Genomic DNA, 23,400 nt, shown 5'->3' with positions numbered 1-23,400 from the left:
CTGCCCACGCAGGCTCGGGCCCGACGACGACCTTGCCGTAGCATCCGTCTCAGCCGGTCTCCCATCCGCCTCCGACCGATGCGATGCAGCCCTGGCTCACATGTGCAGCGCCATTCCATCGCGCTGCGGATCGGCGCCACCCAGGCAGCCGCCGTCCTGGATCATGACGCCGTGCGGGGCGCCGAAGGCATAGCTCTGGTAGGACCGGGCGATCGGGTAGCCCATGTCGCGCAATGCGTCGGTAACCCGGTGCGGGATGCGGTTGGCGACATCGATCGTGTCGCTGAGCGCCACGATGCGCGGCGCCGCCACGGCTTCGGCCATCGACATGCCGAAATCCACGACATTGCTGATGGCCTGTGCCAGCGCGGGCACGATGTAGGTGCCGCCCGGTGCGCCCAGCACCATGGCGATGGCGTCGCCGCGGAACAGGATGGTCGGCGCCATGGTGCTGGCGCGGCTCTTGCCGGGCGCGATCGAGCCGGCGCGGCCCGGGCGCGGATCGAAGCCGCTCATGCACCCATTGTACATGAAGCCGAGTCCCGGGGTGATGGCGCCGGACGGGATGCCGAGCGTATGGGTCAGGGAGACCGCATTGCCCTCCGCATCCACAACGCAGACCACGGTGGTGTCCGGCGGATCCCGCGGTTCTCCGGCACGCGCCACGCTGGCCTTCTCCCCGGCGCGGATGCGGGCGGCGAGCGCCTCCGCATGCCCTGCCGAGAGCAGCCGATCGAGCGGCACATCGACAAAATCCGGGTCGCCCATGTGAGCGTCCTTGTCGATCGTCATCCACTTCATGGCTTCCGCCAGGATGCGCAGGTGCTCCGGGCTGTTGTGCACCAGCCTTCCGATGTCGAAGCAGCCAAGGATGTGCAGCAATTCGATCAGCGACCCGCCGCCGGCGGGCGGCGGGTTGGCGGCGATGCGCAGCCCCCGATAGGTCCCCCAGCAGGGCGACTTCTCTCCCACACGGTAGGCAGCCAGATCCTCCAGCGTCACGCCGCCCCCGTGTGCCGCCATGTCGGCCGCCATCTCGCGCGCCATGTCGCCGCGATAGAACATCTCGGCGCCACCTTCGGCGATGCGTTCCAGGCTGCGGGCCATGTCGGGGTTGTGCAGGACGTCACCCGGGCGCTTCAGCGATCCATCGTTGCGGAAATAGACCTGCCGCCCGTTGTCGCTGAAGCGCAGCTTTTCGGCGACATTCACCTGGCCGTCGCCACCGTGGTCGATGGCCCAGTAGTAATGCATGTAGGGCCGCACCATCACGCCACGATGGGCCTGGGCGATGGCCGGCCGCATCACCTCGCGAAGCGGCATGGTCCCGAAGCGCGAGAGCGCCTCGGTATAGCCGGCGACGTTGCCCGGCGTGCCGACGGCGCCATAGCCCAGGTCGTTGCTCTGGTCGCGCAGCAGGTACACGAAGCCGTCGCGCGACTGGCCGATGAACTTGTCGGCCCACATGTCGGGCGTTGCCGAGAACGGCGCCTTGGCAAAGAACTCCAGCACCGTGTGCACGCCGTGCCCGGGCATGCAGATCTGCATCGCCCCGAAGCCGCCGATGCCGCACATCTGCGGATCGACCACGCCCTGGCTGAAGGCGCAGGCGATGGCGGCATCCACCGCGTTGCCGCCCTGGCGGAGGATCTCCACCCCCGCCTCCGCCGCCTCCGGCTGTGCCGCGACCACCATGCCCCGCATCGTGCCTCTCCCCTTTCCCGCCACGCGCTGCCCGGCGCGCTGGCGCAAGACCAAAAAACATCTGTGGGCGCAGAACGGCGCCTGCCGCTTGCGCGGCAGCGGAAAGCTCAGTCCGGCGTGATGCCGGAGGCGCGAATCACCGGGGCCCAGGCCGCAACTTCCTGCCGGACGAAGGCCTGCGCGTCCTCCAGGTAGTGGCGCCCGGCGCTCGTCGCGGTCTCGGCGAAGCGCCGCTTCACGCTGGCACTGGCCTGCGCGCTGCGGACCGCCTCGGCCAGCTTCTCCAGGATCGGCCGCGGCGTGCCGGCGGGGGCGGCGAGGCCGGCCCACCCATCGGCCACCACCTCCGGGTAGCCCAACTCGCGAAAGGTCGGCACGTCCGGGAAGTCGGGCGAGCGTTCCGGTGCCGTGGTCGCCAGCGGCCGCAGCGCACCGGACCGGATATGCGCGCTGGTCGCGGTCAGGCTGTCCAGCACGCTCGGCACCACGCCGGCCATCAGGTCGGTGATCGCCTGGGTGGAGCCGCGATACGGCACGTGCTCCAGCGGCGCCCCGGTGGCCGCGGCCAGGCGCATGCCCAGGAGATGCGCGACGCCGCCGGCGCCGGAAGTGCCATAGTACATCGGCCCGGCCTTGGCGGCCGCGACATAGCCGGCCACGTCGCGGATCGGAAGGCTGGGATTGACGCAGAGCAGGTAGGGCGTGCCCATCATGATGGCGATGTGCTCGAAGGACTTGTCGGCGTCATACTGGATGCGGTCGTGGTAGAGCGTCTGCCCGATCGCTAAGCCGCTGATGGTGGTGATCAGCAGCGTGTAGCCGTCCGCCGGCATCCTGGCGACGTAGCCGGTGCCGAGGGTGGAGCCGGCGCCGGCGCGGTTCTCCATCACCATGGTCTGGCCGAGCGCGGCCTGCATCTCCTGCGCGATGACGCGGGCGGCGATATCGGTGGCGCCGCCGGCGCCAAAGGGCACGATGACGCGGATCGGCTGCGCGCGCGGCCAAGGCTGGCCCTGGGCGGCCGCACGCCGGGGCAGCATCGGGCCGGTCGCTGCCAAGGCGGCGGCGACTTGCAGCAGGCGGCGGCGGGGGGCTCGGTCGAACATGATCATGCTCCTGTGGCTCGGGGGGGCGTCGGGAACTGATCTGTCACGCGACCTTCGGTCAGCGCCAGGAAGGCGGGCAGGGCGAGCTGGGCGAAGCTGCGCACCAGCAGCACGTCGTTCTCGGTGTACCAGCCCGGTTTGTGCATCAGGTTGACCTGCCCGAGCGTGCGGCCCTGCCACCGCACCGGCGTGTTCATGGCGCTGCCGCAGCCGAGCGCGGTTGCGCCCGCATGGTCCGGGTAGCTGGCCCACAACTCGGCCTCCGTGCGGATCAGGATGGGCTGTCCATGCTGCATCAGCTCCCGCATCCGCGGCGCGGTGGAGGCCCGCTTGCGGCCGCCCACGGGATAGGCGCCCGGAAGGTTGGAATAGACACGTTCCGCCTCACCGCCGGGATGATGCACCTGCATGGTGCACAGCAGGTGCCCGACGGCGGCCGCCAGGGCCGCATCCAGTGCGGCCAGGGTGGCGGCCGGCTGCGCCGGCTCCGCCTGCGCAAGGGCGAGGCGGGCCAGATGCGGCAGGGGATCGGGGCGGCCTGCCACGATCAGCCCGCCATCCGCGCATCGACCGCCAGAGTCCGCTCGTCCGAGCGCGGCATGAAGGCGATGGCCTTCCGCACCGCCCACAGGTTCTGCAGCATCAGCATCGGGATGATCGGCATATCCGACATCGCGAGCTCCGTCGCCTCGATCAGCTGCGCCTCGCGCACTGCCTCGTCCACGGTGGCGACGGCGCGGGCGGCGAGCGCGTCGAGCGCCGGGTTGCTGTAGCGGCCGTAATTATACAGGCCAATGCTGCGGGCGCGATCATGGGCTGCGAAGCACTGGGTCAGCATGTAGCCGCCCTCGAAGGTGGCGCTGCCCCAGCCCCACAGGCCCATGGAGAACTCCTGCCGGCCGCCGCGTGCCGCGTAGCTGGCCCAGGGCAGTGCCTCCACCGTGGTCTGCACGCCGATCCGCGCCCACATCTGCGCCACAGCCTGCGCCAGGCGGGCGTCGTTCGGGTAGCGGTCGTTCGGCGTGTGCAGGGTCAGGCGAAAGCCGTTGGGCAGGCCGGCCTCGGCCAGCAGAGCGCGTGCCCGCGCGGCATCCTCCTCCGGCGGCGTCACGCTGGGGGCGTAGGAATAAGCACCCGGCGGCATCCACTGGCCGGTCGGCGTGGCGGTCCCGAGCATGATCCGGTCGGCCAGCGCCTCTCGACGCAGGGCAAGCGACAGCGCCTGCCGCACCCGCAGGTCCCGGAACGGGTTGCGCGGTAGCGGCGTGCCGCCGGCATCGGTGACGAAGGGGCTTTCCCCCTCGCGCGACAGGTCGGGCACCAGGTAGATCAGCCGGATACCGGGGATTGCCGTGACTTGGAACCGATCATCGGAGCGCAGCCGGGGCAGGTCGCTGACCGAGGGCGTGTCGATGATATCCACGTCGCCGGAAAGGAGGGCCGCCGTACGCGCCGCCGGGTTGCTCAGCAGCCGCAGTGAAACACGCTCCCACGCCGGCCTGGGGCCCCACCACAAGTCGTTGCGGGTCATCTCCACCCGGCTGCCGGGGGTGTAGGAGGCGTAGCGGTAGGGTCCGGTGCCGATCGCCGCCTTGCCGGAATTGTAGTCCGCCGTGGTGGCGCCCTCTCCGACACGGCGGGAGACGATGCCGACATAGGTCAGGTTGGGGCCGAGGTCCGGTGCGGGCACCGGCGTATGCAGGCGCAGCGTAAGGGGATCGACCACCTCCACCCGTTGCACCGCGCGCAGGAATCCCCCGAAGCCGCCCGGGCTGTTGGGCACGTCGCGCGCGCGTTCGAACGTGAAGACCACGTCGTCCGCCGTGAAGTCGCCGCCGTCGTGGAACTTCACGCCGGGCCGCAGCTTGAATTCCCACAATGTGTCGGACAGCGGCTTCCATTCCGTCGCGAGGCCAGGAATCAGCCTGCCATCCGGCGCGCGGTTGATCAGCCGCTCATAGATGTGCATCGCCACCGTGTGGTTCGGCACCGCGTGGTAGAAATGCAGGTCCATGGTGGTGAAGGCGCCGCCGAGGCCGATCTGCAGGCTGGCGCCGGCCGCACCCGCCGGGCGTGGCGCCAGCGCGCCCCAGCCGGTGGTGGCGAGGGCGCTGGCGGCGGCGAAAAGATCGCGACGGTGCATGGGCATCTCCTTCCTATCGTCGATCAGACGCAGGGCCGCAGCGGCAGTTCAAGGGCCGAGGCGCGGTCGCCGCCGCGCAGCAGGGTCAGGCGTGGCGGCCGGCCATGTGGCACCTGCGCCGCGTGGTCGGCATCGGCCCCCGACAGGGAAAGCCGGATGCGGCTGCCCTTGTGGAACACCCAGGCGGTGGGCAGCAGCGGGATACGGATGCGCTCCGCGCGCCCGGGCATAAGCGGCGATGCGTCGGCGCGATGGAAGCTGCGGAACGACCAGGTGGTGCGGTAGCGGTCGGGCGCCGGGCTTTCCCGGCGATGCAGGGCGCGCAGCAGACCCTCGGTGACATAGCGGATGGTGCCATCCGCCTCGACCTCGGAGAGGTAGACATACAGCGCGGCATCCGGCTCGCTCGATTCGAGCCAGAGATCAGCGAGGCCGTGGCCGGCTAGTTCCATGTCCCGCGCCAGCGGCGCGGAGGACCAGCCTGCCAGCCGCGCCTGCCGCTGTCCCCAGTCGGCGTAGTAGGTCGTGCTGTTGATCCCGGCGATGCGCTCATACCGGGTGCCGTCGCCGCTGCCCCACGCGAAATCCGCCTGCGTCGCATCCTGCCCGGCCGGGCCCGGCGAATCCGCCAGGGCGGCCCCTGGCGCGAGGAACAGGCGCTGCGTGGCCTCCACCGGCGGCCAGGATCCGGCTTCGCGCCAGGCCTCGGCGTGCAGGCTGAAGTAGTGAACCGGGGCCTCCTGCCCGAGCCCGGTGTCGTGTCGCAGCAGGTAGTGGTCGAAGAAGCGCAGCACGGCGCCGAGCAGGTCGAATCCCGGCGTCTGGTCGTCGCGCCAGGGGGAGACGTTGCACCGGGCGCCGTGGTCCCAGGGCCCCAGGATCAGGTGCACGGGGTTGTCGCGCAGCGTCAGGAAGCGCGAGATCGCGCCATTGGCATAGCCGGCACCGTCCATCCAGCCGGAGACGGCGAGCACCGCCACATCTGGGCGGATGCCGTCACTGACCGAGTAGGGGCTGAAGGAGGCCGAGCTGAAATCCGGATCATACGGCAGCGGGTCCTCGCGGAAGCGGAACTCGGCCATGAAGTCGGGCTGCCGGAAATTGCCCAGATGCTGGCGCAGGGCTTCGGCCAGCAGGGCGCCGTCTTCATCCCCATCCACCGGATGCGGCCCGGCAAGGTCGGGATTGGCGTAGTAGACGTAGTTGCGCAGCAGGTCGCGCCGGTCGTGGTCCATGGCGACCATCAGGTCGTCATAGCTCTTCGCGAGCTGCTTCAACGGGATGCCGCCCGGGTAGTAGTTGTCGGCATAGGTGTCCCATACCGCGAAAAGCGGCGCGATCGCCTTCACGGCCGGGTGGCCGGTGCTGGCCAGGAAGTCGGCCGCGGCGCCAGGGTAGGAAATGCCGGTGGCGCCGACCTGGCCGTCCGACCAGGGTTGCGCCACGACCCAATCCGTAATCTCGCGCGAATCCTCACGCTCCCGCGGCGAGCGGAAGCTGTCGCGCGTGCCGAAGGACGCGCCGGTGCCGCGCACATCCACCACCACAACCGAATAACCGCGCGGCACCAGGTGGCGGACGAACTTGCCGGCGTTGGGTATGGCATCGCCCTCGCCGCCGTCCCGCAGCCGGAAGCGCCGGTAGTAGGGCGTCAGGATCAGGATGGCCGGCCTCGCGCCGGTGGCGCCCTGCGGCAGCCAGATGTCCACCGCGATGCGGCAGCCGTCGCGCATCGTCAGGTAGCAGGATGCCGGCGCCTCCGGCAGCGCGAATTCCACGGCGCGCGAGGCGGCGTAGCTCGATGGGGCCAGGCGCCACGCGGTGCCGGAGTGGTCGCGGTCGGACATGGTCATGGCCTCGCTGGAGCCGGCATGTCGGCTCTGTCAGCGGCCCGTCCCTCATGCTCGCCGATGGCTGGCTGCGTCAAATGCGTTATCTGTGGCAAAACATGCTGTTTCCGCATAATGTGGAGGGGCAGCATGCACAACCTCAGGTCGCTGGACGCGCTTCGCGCCTTCGTGGATGCGGGCTCCGTTTCGCAGGCCGCCGAGCGGCTCGGAAAGACGCAGCCGCAGGTCGGGCGCCTGCTGACGGCGCTGGAGCAGGATCTCGGCTTCCAGCTTTTCCATCGCGAGAAGCGCCGACTGACCCTGACCGTCGACGGCCTGCGCTACTACCAGCAGGCGGAGCGGGTGCTCGCCGGCCATGACGGGCTGGAACGCCTCGCCGCCGGCATTCGCCAGGGCCGCAACGACCGGCACCTGCGGGTGCTGACGGCGCCACAGGTGGCCAGCCTGGTGCTGGGGCCGGCGCTCCGCGCCATGGCAGCGCGCGTACCGGACTTCACCGCGCAGGTGGACACGCGGATCCGCCTTGATGCCGAGACGGTGGTGGAGCAGGAGCATTTCGACCTCGGCGTCACCGTGCTGCCGCTGACCCACCCGAAGCTGAAGGTGGAGCCGGTCTGCCAGCTCGAAGCGGTGGTTGTGATGCGGCGCGACCATCCGCTTGCGCAGCTGCGGCAGGTCGGTCTGGCCGAGCTTCTGTCGCAGGACCTGGTGGTGACGCATGCGCGGTCCCTGCTGCGGCAGGGGCTGGAGCGCTGCTGCCGGGAGGCGGGTTTGACCTTGCGCCATCGATTCGAGGCCTCGAACGGCGTGGTGGTTTGCCAGATGGTGGCGCAGGGCCTTGGTGTGGCGCTGGCCGATCCGTTCGTGGCGCGGTCCAGCCCCGCGCCGCATCTGGTCATGCGGCCTTTCGCTTGCTCCATCCCCGTGCCCTACGGGCTTTTCTTCCCCGTCTGGCAGGCCCGTCCCGCCATCGTGGATCAGTTCGCCAGGCTGGTGGTCGAGACGGCGCAGGCCGAAGCCGCTGCGCTTCGACGGACGCTGCGGCGGCGGTCGGCCGAACCGCAGGAGCGATGACATCTGGCCGTGGCTCGGCGGTCGGCTCGGCCTAGCTCTCCAGCCGCGGCGCGGCCTCCAGCAGCGCTCGCGTGTAGGCATGGCGCGGCGCATCGAAGACCTGGTCGCGCCCGCCTTCCTCCACCACGCGGCCGTGCTGCATCACCACGACGCGGTCCGCAATCTCCCCCACCGCCGCCAAATCATGGGAGATGAACAGGCAGGCAAATCCGTGCGCCTTCTGCAGGTCGCGCAGCAGGGTCAGGATCTGCTTCTGGATGGTCATGTCGAGCGCCGAGACCGGCTCATCCGCCATGACGAAATCGGGCCGCCGCACCAACGCGCGGGCGATCGCCACCCGCTGCCGCTGGCCACCGGACAACGCATGCGGATGCCGTGCGCCGAAGCCGGCGAGGCCCACGGCATCCAGCATGGCATCGACGCGATGCACCCGCTCCGCCGCCAAAAGCCCGGGCACCAGGCGCAGCGGCTCATCGACGATCTGCGCCACGCGCATGCGCGGGTCGAGCGAGGAATAGGGGTCCTGGAACACGATCTGGCAGGCCAGCCGGAACGGCAGCAGGCCCGGGCCACGCGTCCGGGAGATGTCCTGCCCGCGGAACAGGATACGGCCGCCGCTGGGCTCCACCAGCCGCAACATGGCGCGGCCGAGCGTGGTCTTGCCGGAGCCGGAGCCACCGACCAGGGCAACGGCTTCCCCCGCATGCACCGCCAGATCGACGCCGCGCACCGCCTGCACCGCGCGGCCGCGAGTGAAGAAGCGGCGGCGGCCGGCGAAATCCACCGTCAGCGCCTCCGCCCGCAGCAGCGGTTCGGAGGGCGCGCGTGGAATCGGTGGCGGCCCGCGACGCGGCAGCGCATCGACCAGGGCGCGGGTGTAGGCCTCCCGCGGTGCCGCCAGCAGCGCGCGGGCGGCGCCTTCCTCGATGACGCGGCCGCGGCGCATCACCAGGGCACGATCCGCATAGCGCGCGACCAGGCCCAGGTTGTGGGTGATGAGCAGCACGGCGCTGCCCTGTTCGCGCGTCAGCGCCACCATCAGGTCCAGCACCTCCGCCTGCGTCAGCGTATCCAACGCCGTGGTCGGTTCATCCGCGATCAGCAGCTTCGGCCGCAGCAGCATGACGGAGGCGAGCATGATGCGCTGGCGCATGCCGCCGGAGAATTCATGCGGAAAAGCGCGCAGGCAGGCGGCCGGGTCGGCGATGCCGACGCGGGCCAGCATGGCCTGGCAGGCGCCTCTGATCTCGGCGCCGCGCAGCTTCGTGTGCAGCGCCAACCCCTCCGCCATCTGCACGCCGATGGGCAGCGCGGGGTTCAGCGAGGTCATCGGCTCCTGGAACACCATGCCGATGCCGGGGCCGCGCAGCGGGCGCAGGTTGCCGGGATGCAGCGCCGTGCCGTCGAAGGTCACGCTGCCACCCAGCATGGCCAGCCCCGGCGGCAGCAGGCCGATGACGGCGCGCGCGGTGGCGGTCTTGCCGGAGCCGGATTCGCCGACCAGCGCCAGGATCTCGCCCGGCGCGAGGTCGAAGGATACGTCCTGCACCGCGATGAAGTCCGGCTTCGCGCCGATCCGCATCCGGTCCACGCTGAGCAGAGTGGTCAATTGCGCGGGTCCAGCAGGTCGCGCAGCGCATCGCCCAGCAGGTTGGTGCCGAGCAGGCACAGCGCGATCATCACCCCCGGCGCGATCGACAGCCAGGTGGCGGTTTCCAGGTAGGGCCGCGCGGTCGCCAGCATGTTGCCCCAACTCGGCGCCGGCGGCGGCACGCCGAGGCCGAGGAAGGACAGCGCGCTTTCCGACAGGATCACCCAGCCGAACATGGAGGTCGCCAGCACCGTGAGCGGCGAGACGCAGTTCGGCAGGACGTGGCGCCACAGCGTGTAGGCTTCGGAATTGCCAAGGGCGCGGGAGGCCTCGACGAACTCACGCTCGCGCAGCGACAGCACGCTGCCGCGCACCACGCGGGCGACCGCCGGCGCATAGGCCAGCCCCAGCGCCAGCACGATGCCCCATTTCGACGGCCCGATGACGGTCAGCAGGCCGAGCGCCAGCAGGATGCCCGGGAAGGCCAGGAGCGCATCGTTCAGCGCCATCAGCGCACGGTCCGTCCAGCCGCGGAAGAATCCGGCCAGCAGGCCGATCAGCACGCCGAGCAGCATGGCGACCAGCACCGTCACCGCCGCCACCGTCAGGCTGGTCTCGGCCCCGGCCATCAGGCGGGACAGCACGTCGCGGCCGAACTCGTCCGTACCGAGCCAGTGGATCTCCGAGGGCGGGTTGAGCCGGCGGCGCAGATTGACGGCACGCGGGGCATAGGGCGTCCAGAAGGCGGCGGTGACGGCGATGGCGGCGACGGCGGAGATCAGCACGCCACCCAGCAGCAAGTTGGCCCGGACCCTCATTCGGCCGTCACGCGCGGGTCGAAGGCGGGGTAGGCAAGGTCGACCAGCAGGTTCACCACCACGTAGATCGCAGCCACGAACAGCATGACGCCCTGCACCACCGGGTAGTCCCGCTGGAAGATCGCCTCCACCAGCAACCGGCCGAGGCCCGGCAGGGTGAACACCGTCTCGATCACCGCGATGCCACCCAGCAGATTGCCCAGCACCAGGCCGACCAGCGTCAGCGTCGGCGCGAAGGCGTTGGGCAGCGCGTGGCGCCGCATCACCGTGAACTCCGACAGCCCCTTGGCGCGGGCGTGGCTGATGTAGTCCAGCCGCAGCACGTCGATGGTGGCCGCGCGCGCCATGCGCGTCAGCACGCCGACCTCGACCAGCACCAGGGTTGCCACCGGCAGTACCACGTACCCCGCCGCCACCAGCGGGTCCTCGCCGAATCCGACGAAGCCGACCACGGGCAGCCAGCCGAGCTTCACGCCGAAGACCAGCAGCAGGATCAGCCCGAGCCAGAAGGACGGGATCGAGAGCATGAGCGTGGCGAAGCCGACCACCACCAGGTCCGTGAGCCGGTTCTGCTTCCAGGCTGCCAGCATGCCGAGCGGAACCGCGATCAAGGTCGCGAGCCCGACCGCCAGCAGCACGATCACGGCCGTGACGCCGAAGCGGGACAGGATCAGCGGCAGCACCGACTCGCCATTGGTGATGGACCGGCCGAAATCACCGGCCAGCACGGCGCCGCCCCAATGCAGGAACTGCAGCGGCAGCGCCTCCTCCAGCCCCATGCTGCGCCGCAGCGCCTGCACTTCCTCCGCCGAGGCCGCATCGCCCAGCATGAGCTGCGCCGGATCGCCGGGGATCAGCCGCATCATCAGGAAGACCGCGATGGCAACCAGCAGCAGGGTCGGAAGCGCGGCCAGGCATCGCCGCGCCGCATAGCCGATCACTGGAGGCGCACGCCCCAGAAGCGCGGCTGGCCGGTGGCCCAGGCGCGGAAGCCCACCATGCCGGCGCGATGCGCGGCGACATTGGCGTCGTTGTACAGCACGATCATCGGCACCTCCGCGATGAAGCGGCGATGCAGATCGTCGAAGATCGCCTGCCGGCGCGCCGGGTCGGTGACGCGCATGCTTTCCTGCATCAGCGCCAGAGCCTCCGGATTGTCCCACGCCTTGCGCGGCTGCGTCGCCTTGGGGCCGGAGACCATCTCGAAGGACAGCGACGGGTCGAGGCGCGCAGAGTAGGTAAAGGCCATCATGGCGTAGTCGCCGCGGGTATAGCGGTCGAGCTGGGTGGCCCAGTCGATGACCTCGAACTCGATGTTGATGCCGGCTTCCTGCGCCATCGCCTGGCTCAGCGTCGCCATCTCCAGCAGCGAATTGTAGCGCCGCGTGGTGATCATGCGAATGGTCTGGCCGCGGTAGCCGGCCTCCCGCAGCAGCCGGCGCGCCTCATCGAGGTTGCGGCTGAAACCCTCCCGCTGCACCGCGCCATGCGACCCGCTGGCGACCGGGATGACGGAGGGGTTGTAGCGGGACTGGCCATCCGACAGCGCCTGCACCAGTTCGGCGTAGTCCAGCGACAAGGCGATGGCGCGGCGGATGCGCACATCGGACAGCAGCGGGTCGCGCGTCTGCATCAGGATCGCCATCATGCCCATGGTCGGGCTGGATGCCAGGCGCATGTCCAGCCGCGCCTGCAACTCCGGAATGTCCTGCGTCGCGATGTCCGGGTTGATGTCGATGGCGCCCGACAGCAGCGCCGCCTTGGCGGCGGAGGCGTCGGGGATGATCAGCCAGCGCACGCGGTCCACCAGCGGCGTCTTGTTGCCGGTATAGCCATCGGGCTCGCCGGCGCGTGCCGCGTAGTCGGCAAAGCGCGTGACCTCGATGAACTGGTTGCGGCGCCATTCGCCGAGGCGGAACGGGCCGGTGCCGATCGGCGCCTTCCAGCTGCCGTCGGCGTTCAGCGATTCCCGGTGCCAGATGCCGGAGCCGCCGCAATCGGCGCGCGCCATGTTGGCCAGGAACAGCGCCGTCGGCCGTTCCAGGCGGAACACCACGGTGCGCGGGTCCGGCGTCTCGATGGCGGTGATCTTCGTGGTGCCGCGGCCGTCGAATTCCGGCAGGCAGCGCCAGTTCGTCTCGCGTCGCAGGTAGCGGTCCCAGGCAAACTTGACATCCTCCGAGGTCAGCGTCGCGCCGTTGTGGAAGCGCACGCCGTCGCGCAGGGTGAAGGTGTAGGCGAGACCATCCCCGGAGATCTCCACCTTCTCCGCCAGCAGCGGCCCGATGGAGGTGTCCTCCCGGTAGGCGACCAGCCCCTCCACCACATGCAGCACCACGGCATCGGTATTGGCGTCGCGGTTGGTGCCGGGATCGGTCGAGCGGATGTCGGAGTTCAGCCGCGCGCGCAGCAGCGATTCCTGCGCCGCCAGCGGCGTCGCAGCGAGCAGGGCGGCAAGGCCCAGCGCAAGATGGCGCAACTTCATGCGACGCTCCTCATGGCGGCAGGCTCCAGGTCCAGGCGGTAGGTGGTGAAGGTGCGGTCCAGCGCCGGCAGCATGGCGACCTGCATGAGGCCGTCTTCCGGGACCATGACGATCTGCGCGACGGTCGCGGACAGGTTGTTGCTGAGGTTCTCGCGCGGCGGCCGGCAGACCGACCAGGGCGACTGGTAGTCGTCGAACAGCGCCGCCTTGATCGACTCCACCGTGATCCGGCCACGCTGCGGCGCCAGCAGGTCGCGCACGCGAATGTCGCGGTACAGGCTGTCCGGCGTCGCCTGGATGCCGGTGTCGCGCAGCTTCGAGAGCGCGATCGGGGAAACCCAGTGGTTGGCGTGCACCAGCAACCCGTTGTCCGGATGCACCTGGAAGGTCTCGTCCGGCGCACATTCGAAATCGATCGCGATGCCGCCCGCCTGGCTGAGGATCATGTTGTTGGAGGCGGATTTCGGCGTGGTGTAGACGGCGTGCATCGCCACCGCCAATTGCCGGTCCATCAGCGCGCGGCGGCGGATCAGCGCCAGCGGCACGCCGGTGCTGCGGTAGTCACGGTCGCTTTCCAGGTAGTTCGCGGTGATGGCGATGCCGGCCGCGTTCATGCCCGACCGGGCCAGGCCACCGGCCTCGGTGAACGTCAGGATGTCGGGACCATCGTCGCGGTGGATCTTCAGCACCACGGCGGTCTCGGCGCATTCCAGCTTCCAGTCCCAGTTCTGCGCGTGGATCAGCTTCTTGCCGAGCGTGATGCCGGGCAGTGCGACCACGCCGGTGCAGCCATCGGGGTCCGGGTCCTTGCGACGCTTGGCCAGCTTCAGGATCTCGGTGCGCGCGTTCAGCAGCAGGATGGCGGCGTGGTCCAGGCCGGCGCCCTCGGCGATGCCGCGCATCTCCTCCGCCATGCCGGGATCGAAGCGCGCGATCTCCGGCTCGAAGGACAGCGCCAGGTCGCGGATGCCGTCCCAGCCCAGGCCGCTGCCGGCCAACTGCTCGGAGTAGTGCGCGATGCCGAGGCGGATGCGCGCCGCGGCCTGCTCGCCGTATTGGCGGCCGCGTTCGCGTGGCGGGCCGGAGACTTCGATGAGGGGCGCTGCCGTGGCCAAGCCGGGCCTCCATTTGGATTATGGTTGCGGAAAATACGGTAGTGCGCCAGAATACGCCTCGCAAGCGAAATCGAGCGCCCTTTTGCCCCCCGAAGCCGCCACCTCCCTGCATCACGATCTGGCCCGGGCAGTGCTCGACCTGCTGGCGAGGGACGGCGCCGGCCCCGGCACGCCGCTGCGGCAGGATGCGCTGGCGGCGCGGCTCGGCGTCTCGCGCACGCCGATCCGGGGCGCGCTGGCGGTGCTGGCGGAGGCCGGGCGCGTGGAGGCGCGGGGCCGCACCCTGGTGCTGCGCGACCCGCCCGCGCCCATGCCGGCGACGGCGGCGGAGGACCCGGTGGATTCGCTGATGGTGCGGCTGTCGCGGGATCGGGCGGCCGGGCGGCTACCGGATTCACTTTCCGAGGCCGAATTGCAGCGCCACACCGGCGCGGCGCGCGGGGAGCTGTCGCGCGCACTGCTGCGGCTGGAGGAGCTCGGCATCGTCGCGCGCAATCGCGGCCATGGCTGGCATTTCGCGCCGGGCCTCGCGACGCCGGCGGAACGCGATGCGGCCTACCGCTTCCGCATCGCAGTCGAACCGGCGGCGCTGCTGGAGCCCGGCCACGCGCTGCCCGCCGGTTTCGCGGCCGAGATGCGGCTGGGGCACCGGGATTTCCTGGAGACGCGGTGGCACGATTCGCGCGCGGTCGCCTTCTTCGAGCTGAACGCCGCCTTTCACCACGGCATCGTCGCCGCCTCCGGCAACCGATTCTTCCTGGCGGCGACGGAACAGCACAACCGGCTGCGGCGCCTGCTGAACTACGGCTGGGTGCTGGGCTCCGATCGCGTGCGGCAGAATGCGACGGAGCATCTGGCGATCCTCGATGCGCTGGAGGCCGGCGACCATGCGGCCGCCGCCCGCCTGTTGCGGGACCATCTGCGGGCGGCGCAGGCGCTGACCGGCGAACTGGCGCGGCTGCGGGGCGTGCCATGACGCCACTCTGGGACGCGACCGCGCCGGCCGGTCCCGCGCTGGCACCGCTGCGCGGGTCGGCGGAGGCCGAGGTCGCCATCATCGGCGCGGGCTACTCCGGCCTGTCCACCGCGCTTGCCCTGGCCGAACGCGGCGTGGCGGTGACGGTGTTGGAGGCGGTGGCGCCCGGAGCCGGGGCCTCCGGCCGCAATGGCGGGCAGGTGATCCCGGGCTTCAAGCATGACGTGGCCGATGCCGTCGCGCTCTATGGGCCGGAGCGTGGCGCGGCGCTGTATGCCCTCGGCGCGGCTGCGGCAGAGACGACCTTCGCGCTGATCGCGCGCCACGGCATCGCCTGCGATGCCTCCCGCAGTGGCTGGGCGCAGCTTGGCGACACGGATGCGGCGCTGGCGCTGATGGCGCCCCGCCTCGCCGCCTGGCAGCGGGCCGGCGCGCCGGTGCGGGCGCTGTCGCGGGAGGAAGCGTCGGCGATGTTCGGCACGCCGGCCTATCTCGGCGGCTGGCTGCACGCCGGCGCCGGCAGCGTGCAGCCCCTGGCCTATGCCCGCGGCCTGGCGCGCGCAGCACTGGCGGCGGGCGCCACCCTCCATGCGCCGTCCCGCGCCACCGCCATCCGGCGAGAGGGACAGGATTGGCGCATCACGACGGCGGACGGCCATCTGCGGGCGCGGCGCGTGCTGGTGGCGACGAATGCGCTGGCGGGCGATGTGTGGCCGGGCCTGGCCGATACCATGATCCCGGTCTGGAGCTTCCAAATCGCGACCCGGGCCGGCGTGGTGCCCGCCGACATGCCCGTGGTGTCGGACACGCGCCGCGTGCTGCGCTATTTCCGGGCGGATCGGGATGGCCGCCTGGTGGTCGGCGGCAAGGGCCGGCTGCGCGCGCCGCGCGGCCCGGGGGATTTCGGCACGCAGCGGCACATGCTGGCGCGGCTGTATCCGCACCTCGCCGAGGCGCCACCCGACTACGGCTGGGGCGGCCAGGTGGCGATCACGCTGGACCGCCTGCCGCGGCTTTTCGCGCTGGATGACGGCGTCTTCGCCACCATCGGCTGCAACGGCAAGGGCATCGCCTGGTGCACGGCCCTGGGCCCGGAACTGGCGACATTGCTGATGGGCGGCGAAACACTGGCGCTGCCGCCGGTGGAAAAGCTGCGTCCGATCCCGCTGCATCGCCTGAAGTCGCTCTACGCCGCCGCGGGCAGCGTCTGGTTCCGGCTGCGGGACCGGCTGGACCGCGCAACCCCCGCAAGGCCCCGATGAACGCAGACCCCCGCCCCAACGCGCTGTCCGAAGCCTACTGGATGCCCTTCACCGCGGCGCGCGCCTTCCGCGAGGCGCCGATGATGTTCGTGGGCGCGGAGGGCATGCATTACGTCGAATCCGGCGGGCGGCGCGTGCTGGACGGCATGGCGGGCCTCTGGTGCGTCAATGCCGGCCACGCGCATCCGCGCATCACGGAGGCGATCCGTGCCGCGGCCGGGCGGCTCGACTTCGTCTCCTCCTTCCGCATGGGCCATCCCGGCGCCTTCGCCTTCGCCGAACGCCTGGTGGCGGTCGCGCCAGATGGGCTGGAGCACGTGTTCTTCAGCAATTCTGGCAGCGAGGCGGTGGACAGCGCGCTGAAGATCGCCCGTGCCTACCACCGCGTGCGCGGCGATGCGGGCCGCGTGAAATTCATCGGCCGTGCAAAATCCTACCACGGCGTCGGCTTCGGCGGCCTCTCGGTCGGCGGCATCGGCCGCCACAAGCGGGACTTCGGCACGCTGCTGCCGGACGTCCATCACCTGCCGCTGCCCTATGACCCCGCACGCATGGGTTTTCCGCGTGGACGCCCGGCGCAGGGCGCGGAACACGCCGATGCGCTCGATGCGCTGCTGGCGGTGCAGGACCCGTCCACCGTCGCGGCGGTGATCGTGGAGCCGGTCACCGGGTCCGGCGGGGTGTACCCGCCACCGCTCGGCTACCTCGAGAAGCTGCGCGCCATCTGCGACCGGCACGGCATCCTGCTGATCTTCGATGAGGTCATCACCGGCTTCGGCCGCCTCGGCACCTGCTTCGCCAGCCAGGCCTTCGGCGTGACGCCGGACATCATGGCCTGCGCCAAGGGGCTGACCAACGGCGCCGTGCCGATGGGCGCCACGCTGATCTCCTCCGGCATCTACGAGGCCTTCATGGCCGGGCCGCCGGAGGCGGTGCAGCTGTTCCACGGCTACACCTATTCCGGCCATCCGCTGGCCTGCGCCGCCGGCCTCGCCGCGCTGGAAGCCTATGAGCAGGACGGCATCTTCGCGAACGCCGCCGCCATGGCCGAACCCTTTGCGGATGCGATCCATGCGCTGCGTGACGCGCCGCATGTGGTGGATATCCGCACCATCGGCATCCTCGGCGCCATCGAACTGGCGCCGCACGGCGGAGCACGTGGGCCGGCGGTCGCGGATCGCTGCTTCGCGGAGGGCGTGTTGGTGCGGGCGGCCGGCGACATGCTGGTGCTTTCGCCGCCGCTGGTCCTGGCACAGGCCGACATCGACCGCATCGCGCAGACCATCCGCGACGCCCTGCGGGATGCTGCCTGAAGCAGTCGCCCCGAACCCGTTCTTCCGGGAGCGGAGTGGCCGGAGACGTACACGGCAGGCTCCGCGATCCTCGACCAGCACCGGCCGGTGGGAGTGCCCTGGCTGTCGTGAGGAGCACCCTGAAGCGGTCTCGCGCTGCCATGGCAGACCGGGAGTTCGTGCCGACACGCCCCAGGATCGATGAACGCCTTCAGGTCTGCCCTAGCAAGTGGGACCGTCAGTTCGGAATTGGTTCCGGCCAAGGCCGGAGCGGCTCCAGCCCAGCGGAACTCGGTGGCTTGAGCCGACACCCAGGTGAGTGTTCCCCCCGCGTCGGCGTGTGATTGCCGCCACGGGCAACTCGGATCCCTGCGGCAGCACTGGGCGATGAGCACTTTCCGGCGGAAGACCGGCTCAGCCTGGGGGGATCACTCACTGGCGCTCCTGGGCCGGATGCGCACCCCATGGCAATGCGCCGAAATCTGGCGCCGTCGCGGAGAGCACGGGGGACAGAGCCACGCCGCTGCGGAGCCAGGTCGAGATCAACGACAAGCGCTTGTCCTCAGGTCCCCGCCGCGATGGCAATGGGGGGATCACTCACCTGATACCGACGGCCGCCAAAAAATAAGAACAAATTCTTATCACGCTGGCGGACGGTCTGGCGGTCATGGCTGCTGAGGTCGCCCATGACGAAGAATCCACGAGACGTAGCATCCTGGGGCTGCCGTTCGGCCGGGGAGCAGCATGGCCGGTCACGCGAATCCAGCGCAAGGATCGTGCCGTGCCATCGGGCTCCTGCCAGCTCCACGCTAGGACCAGAAGCCGACCGTGTCGCGGATTTATGTCCGATTCAACATGCCAGGAAATGCGCCCGGCTGGAACTCAGACGCGGACCCCGGCTTCAGCCCAAACCAGCCCCCATGATTTGGGGGGATCACTCACCTGGCCCCGGTGCGCCGGCCAACAGCGGTGAGTTCGCCCCCCACTGGCACAAGGCGCCGAGTGACCGGCGGCTGGGACGGGAAGAGCACCACGCCCTCTTCGGCGAGTTCAACGCGCGCTTCCGGATAGGCTGCGACGGCAGGACCAAGCGCCTTGATGAAGTCGCGCTTGAAGGCGCTGATCTTCGCGTAATTGCTCCCAAACTGCTCGCGCAGCGCGGCCCAGCGGACAGGGGTGCGAGCCTTCAGCGTGTGCAGGCGATAGGCCAGCCAGATATAGAGATCGAGGCTTGTCGAGCGATCGGACAGTTCGCGAAGGGCCGCCTCCCGCAGCGGAACGGGGTGCTTCTGCAACGCTTCGTAGAAGACTTCATCCAACAGCACGCTCTCTTGCCACAAGCCTTGTTGCCGCTCCTCATTGCTGTCCGCCAGGTGGAAGCGGAGTCCGGACCGCACGAAGCCGCCTTTCGTCCACCCATCGCTGTTCTCGCCCTCCCAGAAGAACTTGAGGCTGCAGGCAGCGATCCGGGTCGCCTGCTCACGCAGGGCTTTGCCGGTCTCGCCACCCCAGGACAGCCCCATTCGTCCCAACCAGTCACGCATGGATCGGCCGAGTTCGACCTCGCGTGAACCGGTCCTGACAGCCTGCGTCTGGAGATAAAGAAGGATCATGCGGGCGCGAGCCCCGTAAGGCACGCCGTGCAGCTTCGCCGGGCCACGGCCGATCTTCATCCGTCCCGGCTCGATAAGAAGCGTAACCCGGTGGCCCTTCTTTTCCCACGGGTGTTCATCGGGCAGACGCTTGTGCGGGAGACCAGTAAGGCAGAAGCCGGTGTAGGTGATGCCGATGCGGCCGACGTCATCGCCCATGACCTCGGCAGCGATGTCCACCAGCCGCTTCTGTTCCGGTTCGACCATCGCACGCGCCGTATCGCGTCCGTGCACGAGAACCAGGCGCCGCGCGCCGAAGTCGGGCTCTCCTTCAATGCTCATGGACTCGCCCCGGCGCTGCTCAACGTTCACTACGGAAGCGTGCGATGACCGCTTAGGTCAATGGGGGGATTACTCACCAGGCTATTTGGAAGAAGTTGATTCTGAATCTAGTAGAAGGGGTGAGTGCTGCCCCTGTGGACAACCGCGATTCCGTGAGCAGCCCCCCCAGTTCCGTGTGTGATCCCCCCAGGACAGGCGCGTTTGCCGGTGGATCGGCTCTGGGTGAGTGATCCCCCCACCAGCGCCGAGTCGGGGCGATGCTGGCCGGCTGAGATTCTCACTCACCGTCGACCCTGCTGTGCGGACAAGCGGCGAGGCAGGCGCGCCCTTGTCTGGCCGGCAGGCCATGCCAATGAGCGCTGGCACCGTCCAGCGCCCGGTGCGCTGCCGCCCCGGGCTGTCAATGACGGCCGCGGTCGGACTGACCTCGCGGCCGGTGATCCCTACCGCCTGCGGCCTCTCCTGGCACGGCATCGTCTGGCCGCAGTTCTACGGTGCAGTCGCGGCGCCACGCGGATATGGGGTTCATGACGCTCTGACCGGTGAAGGGTCCTGTCGTGAACTTGCCGCTGAACTGAAACGGCCAACGGGAATCCTCTGTCTGGCCACCTTCCACGGTACCGTGGAAGGTGGCCCGGCCATCCTCGCGGACCACACCCGCCACCTGCCAGATTGGCCTGCCTCCCGCCGCATCGGCACTTGCGTACCTGCCGGAGACCGTGATCCGGGTGCGGTGGGGGCGTGCGAATCTCTGGCAGTGCCGGAGCAGTGGAGGCTTCTATTCCACGTCCCATCAAGAGTCTGAGCCATGGCGAGATTCGACCAAACCATTGCGAACAGCAAGGCCCCCTTGGGCGCGGGCCAATTTCTTCGCTGTCCGGGCTGGATTATGGCAACCTCGTCGCGGGCAGCGATCCGAGTCCAGGCCCCCACTTTCAATTCGTCCGCCTACTGGCAAGGCTCGGGCAAGCTTCCCTCGGGTAGGTCGGGCGAACGCCTTCGGTGTCCCGCCTGTGGGGCGCGGCCTATCGAGACGCGGATGGTCTCATTCGGAACGGCGCAGAAGATGCTGGCTGAGGTCCGGCAACGTCACGCCGCCTGCGGAGGACCAGAGCCATGATCTCGATATCTCCGGTCCGGCCCGGCGTTATGCCGGGACGCGCGTCGACGGCCACCGGCGGCGATAGCTGCTGGCCTCGGAGATGACCTGCCGCGGAACATCCGGGGACATGGCATCGCACCACATCCACGTCTCGCGGTGGGCGTCTTCGGCAGCTGCGTGTGTTGCCTCGGGTGCGGCCTGGATCATCATCACGGCGCGCGAGCGGGAGATGCCGGTTTTGCGTGCTGCGGCGGCTATCAGATCGCCGGATTTCGATAGAGAGAGCGGCCAGGTGCGCGACGACCATGGCTCACCGGCAGCCGCTGCCAGGCGTTTCAGCCAGAAGGCGTCAGCACCTGCTGGCCCGGTGTCCGCGACGACGATGCGGCCATTGAGAACTTGGTCGATCTCGCGCGCGACCTCGGCGGGATCCAGGCCCTCACTTTGCAGCCGGTCGAGCGTTAGGCCATGAACTTGCTCGGCTGTGGTGCTCCATGCGTCCTGGTTGTCGAGCCATGTTGCGGTGGGTCGAATCAGCCAGGAGAGCAGCAGGATCTCCCAGTCTCCGCCCGGGGTGGGGGAGGGGAGGGCAAGGCCGATTTCGATGGGGTAGCTGTCATCGGAGAGGCCGGAGGCTTCTATATCCAGGGGGCAGGGGAGAGGATTGGTCATGGTGAAGGGCAACCTAGGTCATCGAGGGTGTGCGGGCGACGGGCCGCGACGGGCGGAAGAGGTCCTGGCCCAATTGAAGGCGGCGATGGATGAGGTCCAGCGTCTTAGCGTGGAGCTTTTCGCCTTAGATGCGGCGAACCCGGCCCTCGCCGAAGTCACCGCGACGGTCAAATCTGTCTTTGGGGAGGACGGCGGGGCTCGATGGTGGCTCTATCCTAAATCCGGATTGGGAGGCAAAAACCCGCGGGAGTTTGCCATCGGATCACCAGAGGGTCCCGATATCGTCAGTAGTTACGCTATGCAGATCGTGGTCGGGACGTGTGCCTAGGCGGAGGAGATCCCGATGGCGCAGATGCAAGAACCGATGCTGATCCCCGAGCCAACTCGGCACGAGGTCAGGGTCGAGAACGCTGAGGGTCCTTGGGGTGGTCCGACCCTGCGTTATCGTGGTGCGCGGATCGAGTGTGGTCGGGGATCGCACATCTCAGGCTTGTTCCTGGCCGGGCACCCGCTGGACGGGGCCAACTTCGGCGTCCCTGAGATCCCGATGTCGCATGTTGATCTCGGGATCGATGAGAAGCGCATTCCTGGTCACTACGTGGCGAAGCCCCAGAAATAGCGGCTCTGCGGCCCAGGGGCCGGCGGCGGGAGGGCAGGGGAGGTGAACCCGGCCCGGGTGACTGCGTGCGAGGTGATCCGATCGATGACAGTTTAGGCTGGCCGAGAACAGACCAGGAACGTTAGGATGGTGCTATGCCCCGTCCTCCTGTTCATCCGAGCTCCACCCTGCCGCCGATCCCCGCCGACATCCTGTCGCGTCCTGGTGTCCAGCGTGCCGCGATCGGGTTGGCTTTCGAGGCCATCCGGGAGGTCTGGAAGACGAGGCATCGTAGGCAGATCGGCGAGTTGGCTCGCTTCGAGGACCACCGGCTTTTGCGGCTTTTGATAGCGGACCTGAGGCGGCGCCGGCGTCGGCTCACCCGAGATATCACGGCTGAGCAGGTGCGGCCTCATGCCGAGCGCTGGCGGTTGCGCGGGTAGGCGAGGGGGCATGGACAACCCTCCAAGCGGAAGCCGGATTGGCCGGTATGTCCTCGTCCGCGATGTGGACGGCCGGGTGCACGGAATTGCAGCTACAGCGGTGCCTGCTGTGTGTTCCGATGACGACGGCGGCTCCTTGCTGCTTCTATCTGGTGGCAAGCTGGTGCGGGTTGATCGGCCGGTGTTGGAAGTGCTCCGCTGGTTTAATGGGGAGGGGCCAGGCGATGCCGGCTGAGGGTGTGAGGCCACGGGTAGTCTTCATTGACATTGACGGGGTTCTACTGACCCGTGCGGGCTGGCTTCACCCGAGGAATGCCGAGGCAAGAGCCGCTATGGCGGAGGGGACCTGGGACGGCCGGCAACGCGGTATGTCCTTGGTGTCCTTTGACCAACATGCGATCTGGCTGCTCAACCGACTGGCGCGACTGGCTGACGCTCATATCGTCGTGTCGTCGATGTGGAGACGGAGCTTCGGCGCAGAGCAGACGGTCGCGAAACTGGTTGCGGAGGGCCTCGACGCGACCCTGCTCCACGCTGACCCTGCCTGCCGCGGCCTCGCGAGTTCGACGCCGGCCGAGGATATTCTGGATTGGCTTAGGTGGCACCGGCTGAGGCCCATGCCTGACCGGCCTGAGGAATTGCCGGACGAGGAGCAGTCCGAGGAGCGGCGGCTGCTGCGTGCCTATTCCGCGGACTACTGGGATGAGGGTTGGGACTGGATTGTCCTCGACGATCGTCGCCAGTCTGATCGTTGGGTTCGGATCGATGCCGACGATGGCCTGACGGTCTCTTGCTACCGCGTGGCGCTCCGGGCTTTCGGTGCGGTGGACCAGGACTTCGGGGTCTTCGCCGTCGACGGTGGTTTGTGGCGCGAGGTGGTGGCCGCGCATCACGGCGATCCGGTCGAAGCGGCAGCGTGGCTGGAGGGCAGGGGGGCAGTGCTGGATCGGCCGCTCGATCTGCTTCAAGGCTGGCCTTCGCGCCGAGCCGCGCGAGCTTTACTCGGCCAAGTGGGCGGTTCCGAGGCCGCTGCAGAGGCTGAGGCCGTAGCTGCATTCCGCGCTCGGCTTGCGCAGGATCGGCCAGCGCAAGAGCCGGAACCGGAGCCGGAGCCTAGGGGAGCGGGCTGCGATGCCGATTTCTAAAGAGAGTGATCCGAGCGATAGCCGACAGAGAACGCGGTTCAGGTTGAGGTGGTCCCCGGATCTCGGACAGGTGGTTAAGCTCGGTTCGCT

The 23,400-nt window shown here is 69.3% G+C and carries 19 protein-coding genes; 7 read left to right on the top strand and 12 right to left on the bottom strand.

Annotated elements, in window-relative coordinates; all coding sequences use genetic code 11:
• Positions 1-96 precede the first annotated feature (96 nt).
• The 5 genes from ggt to ACLF3G_RS25550 all read right to left on the bottom strand — a co-directional run bounded on the left by ggt (position 97) and on the right by ACLF3G_RS25550 (position 6,806).
• Positions 97-1,704, bottom strand: coding sequence for a gamma-glutamyltransferase (gene ggt / locus ACLF3G_RS25570; protein WP_430672229.1), 1,608 nt, complete (start codon positions 1,702-1,704; stop codon positions 97-99).
• A 107-nt stretch (positions 1,705-1,811) separates the two neighbouring features.
• On the bottom strand, positions 1,812-2,810 hold the full coding sequence (locus tag ACLF3G_RS25565; RefSeq protein ID WP_430672228.1) for a Bug family tripartite tricarboxylate transporter substrate binding protein: 999 nt from the start codon (positions 2,808-2,810) through the stop codon (positions 1,812-1,814).
• Positions 2,811-2,812: 2 nt separating this feature from the next.
• On the bottom strand, positions 2,813-3,355 hold the full coding sequence (locus tag ACLF3G_RS25560) for a GAF domain-containing protein (RefSeq protein ID WP_430672227.1): 543 nt from the start codon (positions 3,353-3,355) through the stop codon (positions 2,813-2,815).
• A gap of 2 nt (positions 3,356-3,357) precedes the next feature.
• Positions 3,358-4,953 (bottom strand): ABC transporter substrate-binding protein, encoded by a 1,596-nt coding sequence (locus tag ACLF3G_RS25555; RefSeq protein WP_430672226.1) that lies wholly within the window; start codon positions 4,951-4,953, stop codon positions 3,358-3,360.
• 23 nt (positions 4,954-4,976) lie between these two features.
• Positions 4,977-6,806 carry a CocE/NonD family hydrolase gene (locus ACLF3G_RS25550; RefSeq protein WP_430672225.1) on the bottom strand — a complete coding sequence of 610 codons (1,830 nt, stop codon included), beginning with the start codon at positions 6,804-6,806 and terminating at the stop codon, positions 4,977-4,979.
• Positions 6,807-6,932: 126 nt separating this feature from the next.
• On the opposite strand from ACLF3G_RS25550, the gene ACLF3G_RS25545 reads away from it, so the two are divergent.
• Complete coding sequence (locus tag ACLF3G_RS25545; protein ID WP_430672224.1) at positions 6,933-7,877, top strand: LysR family transcriptional regulator; 945 nt, start codon at positions 6,933-6,935, stop codon at positions 7,875-7,877.
• Between the two features lie 31 nt (positions 7,878-7,908).
• On the opposite strand, the gene ACLF3G_RS25540 is transcribed toward ACLF3G_RS25545, so the two are convergent.
• From ACLF3G_RS25540 to ACLF3G_RS25520, 5 genes are read right to left on the bottom strand one after another with little or no spacing between them, the layout of a single operon-like run.
• Positions 7,909-9,486, bottom strand: a complete 1,578-nt coding sequence (locus ACLF3G_RS25540; protein ID WP_430672223.1) for a dipeptide ABC transporter ATP-binding protein — start codon at positions 9,484-9,486, stop codon at positions 7,909-7,911.
• Positions 9,483-10,286 (bottom strand): ABC transporter permease, encoded by an 804-nt coding sequence (locus ACLF3G_RS25535; protein WP_430672222.1) that lies wholly within the window; start codon positions 10,284-10,286, stop codon positions 9,483-9,485. Before ACLF3G_RS25535 ends, ACLF3G_RS25540 begins: the two co-directional genes overlap by 4 nt.
• Entirely contained in the window at positions 10,283-11,227 is a 945-nt protein-coding gene (locus ACLF3G_RS25530; protein ID WP_430672221.1) for an ABC transporter permease, read from the bottom strand. The genes ACLF3G_RS25535 and ACLF3G_RS25530 overlap by 4 nt, the downstream gene beginning before the upstream one ends.
• Positions 11,224-12,771, bottom strand: a complete 1,548-nt coding sequence (locus tag ACLF3G_RS25525; protein WP_430672220.1) for an ABC transporter substrate-binding protein — start codon at positions 12,769-12,771, stop codon at positions 11,224-11,226. Before ACLF3G_RS25525 ends, ACLF3G_RS25530 begins: the two co-directional genes overlap by 4 nt.
• Positions 12,768-13,886 (bottom strand): C45 family autoproteolytic acyltransferase/hydolase, encoded by a 1,119-nt coding sequence (locus ACLF3G_RS25520; protein WP_430672219.1) that lies wholly within the window; start codon positions 13,884-13,886, stop codon positions 12,768-12,770. Before ACLF3G_RS25520 ends, ACLF3G_RS25525 begins: the two co-directional genes overlap by 4 nt.
• Positions 13,887-13,968: 82 nt before the next feature.
• Between ACLF3G_RS25520 and ACLF3G_RS25515 the strand changes: the two genes are divergently transcribed.
• From ACLF3G_RS25515 to ACLF3G_RS25505, 3 genes are read left to right on the top strand one after another with little or no spacing between them, the layout of a single operon-like run.
• Positions 13,969-14,862 carry an FCD domain-containing protein gene (locus ACLF3G_RS25515; RefSeq protein WP_430672218.1) on the top strand — a complete coding sequence of 298 codons (894 nt, stop codon included), beginning with the start codon at positions 13,969-13,971 and terminating at the stop codon, positions 14,860-14,862.
• Positions 14,859-16,124, top strand: coding sequence for an NAD(P)/FAD-dependent oxidoreductase (locus tag ACLF3G_RS25510; protein WP_430672217.1), 1,266 nt, complete (start codon positions 14,859-14,861; stop codon positions 16,122-16,124). Before ACLF3G_RS25515 ends, ACLF3G_RS25510 begins: the two co-directional genes overlap by 4 nt.
• Positions 16,121-17,437, top strand: a complete 1,317-nt coding sequence (locus ACLF3G_RS25505; RefSeq protein WP_430672216.1) for an aminotransferase class III-fold pyridoxal phosphate-dependent enzyme — start codon at positions 16,121-16,123, stop codon at positions 17,435-17,437. The genes ACLF3G_RS25510 and ACLF3G_RS25505 overlap by 4 nt, the downstream gene beginning before the upstream one ends.
• 917 nt (positions 17,438-18,354) lie before the next feature.
• Here ACLF3G_RS25505 and ACLF3G_RS25500 read toward each other — a convergent pair.
• Positions 18,355-19,350, bottom strand: a complete 996-nt coding sequence (locus tag ACLF3G_RS25500) for a replication protein RepA (protein WP_430672215.1) — start codon at positions 19,348-19,350, stop codon at positions 18,355-18,357.
• A gap of 1,147 nt (positions 19,351-20,497) precedes the next feature.
• Positions 20,498-21,124: a 3'-5' exonuclease gene (locus ACLF3G_RS25495; RefSeq protein ID WP_430672214.1), complete on the bottom strand. Its 627-nt coding sequence runs from the start codon at positions 21,122-21,124 to the stop codon at positions 20,498-20,500.
• Here ACLF3G_RS25495 and ACLF3G_RS25490 point away from each other — a divergent pair.
• The 3 genes from ACLF3G_RS25490 to ACLF3G_RS25480 all read left to right on the top strand — a co-directional run bounded on the left by ACLF3G_RS25490 (position 21,123) and on the right by ACLF3G_RS25480 (position 23,310).
• Positions 21,123-21,452: a hypothetical protein gene (locus ACLF3G_RS25490; protein WP_430672213.1), complete on the top strand. Its 330-nt coding sequence runs from the start codon at positions 21,123-21,125 to the stop codon at positions 21,450-21,452. The genes ACLF3G_RS25495 and ACLF3G_RS25490 overlap by 2 nt on opposite strands.
• A 15-nt stretch (positions 21,453-21,467) precedes the next feature.
• Entirely contained in the window at positions 21,468-21,743 is a 276-nt protein-coding gene (locus ACLF3G_RS25485) for a hypothetical protein (protein ID WP_430672212.1), read from the top strand.
• 469 nt (positions 21,744-22,212) lie between these two features.
• Entirely contained in the window at positions 22,213-23,310 is a 1,098-nt protein-coding gene (locus tag ACLF3G_RS25480) for an HAD domain-containing protein (RefSeq protein WP_430672211.1), read from the top strand.
• The last annotated feature ends 90 nt before the right edge of the window (positions 23,311-23,400 follow it).

The sequence above is a fragment of the Falsiroseomonas sp. HC035 genome (genome assembly GCF_050563525.1).
GTDB lineage: Bacteria > Pseudomonadota > Alphaproteobacteria > Acetobacterales > Acetobacteraceae > Falsiroseomonas.
Note: the sequence above shows the minus strand (reverse complement) of the source record. Positions and strands in the feature narration are given on the sequence as shown.

Coding starts and splice junctions, on each gene's coding strand:
- ACLF3G_RS25545 (WP_430672224.1), top strand. CDS start 6,933: ATGCACAACCTCAGGTCGCTGGACGCGCTTCGCGCCTTCGTGGATGCG.
- ACLF3G_RS25550 (WP_430672225.1), bottom strand. CDS start 6,806: ATGACCATGTCCGACCGCGACCACTCCGGCACCGCGTGGCGCCTGGCC.
- ACLF3G_RS25495 (WP_430672214.1), bottom strand. CDS start 21,124: ATGACCAATCCTCTCCCCTGCCCCCTGGATATAGAAGCCTCCGGCCTC.
- ACLF3G_RS25565 (WP_430672228.1), bottom strand. CDS start 2,810: ATGTTCGACCGAGCCCCCCGCCGCCGCCTGCTGCAAGTCGCCGCCGCC.
- ACLF3G_RS25555 (WP_430672226.1), bottom strand. CDS start 4,953: ATGCACCGTCGCGATCTTTTCGCCGCCGCCAGCGCCCTCGCCACCACC.
- ACLF3G_RS25505 (WP_430672216.1), top strand. CDS start 16,121: ATGAACGCAGACCCCCGCCCCAACGCGCTGTCCGAAGCCTACTGGATG.
- ACLF3G_RS25535 (WP_430672222.1), bottom strand. CDS start 10,286: ATGAGGGTCCGGGCCAACTTGCTGCTGGGTGGCGTGCTGATCTCCGCC.
- ACLF3G_RS25490 (WP_430672213.1), top strand. CDS start 21,123: ATGGTGAAGGGCAACCTAGGTCATCGAGGGTGTGCGGGCGACGGGCCG.
- ACLF3G_RS25485 (WP_430672212.1), top strand. CDS start 21,468: ATGGCGCAGATGCAAGAACCGATGCTGATCCCCGAGCCAACTCGGCAC.
- ACLF3G_RS25510 (WP_430672217.1), top strand. CDS start 14,859: ATGACGCCACTCTGGGACGCGACCGCGCCGGCCGGTCCCGCGCTGGCA.
- ggt (WP_430672229.1), bottom strand. CDS start 1,704: ATGCGGGGCATGGTGGTCGCGGCACAGCCGGAGGCGGCGGAGGCGGGG.
- ACLF3G_RS25525 (WP_430672220.1), bottom strand. CDS start 12,771: ATGAAGTTGCGCCATCTTGCGCTGGGCCTTGCCGCCCTGCTCGCTGCG.
- ACLF3G_RS25500 (WP_430672215.1), bottom strand. CDS start 19,350: ATGAGCATTGAAGGAGAGCCCGACTTCGGCGCGCGGCGCCTGGTTCTC.
- ACLF3G_RS25480 (WP_430672211.1), top strand. CDS start 22,213: ATGTCCTCGTCCGCGATGTGGACGGCCGGGTGCACGGAATTGCAGCTA.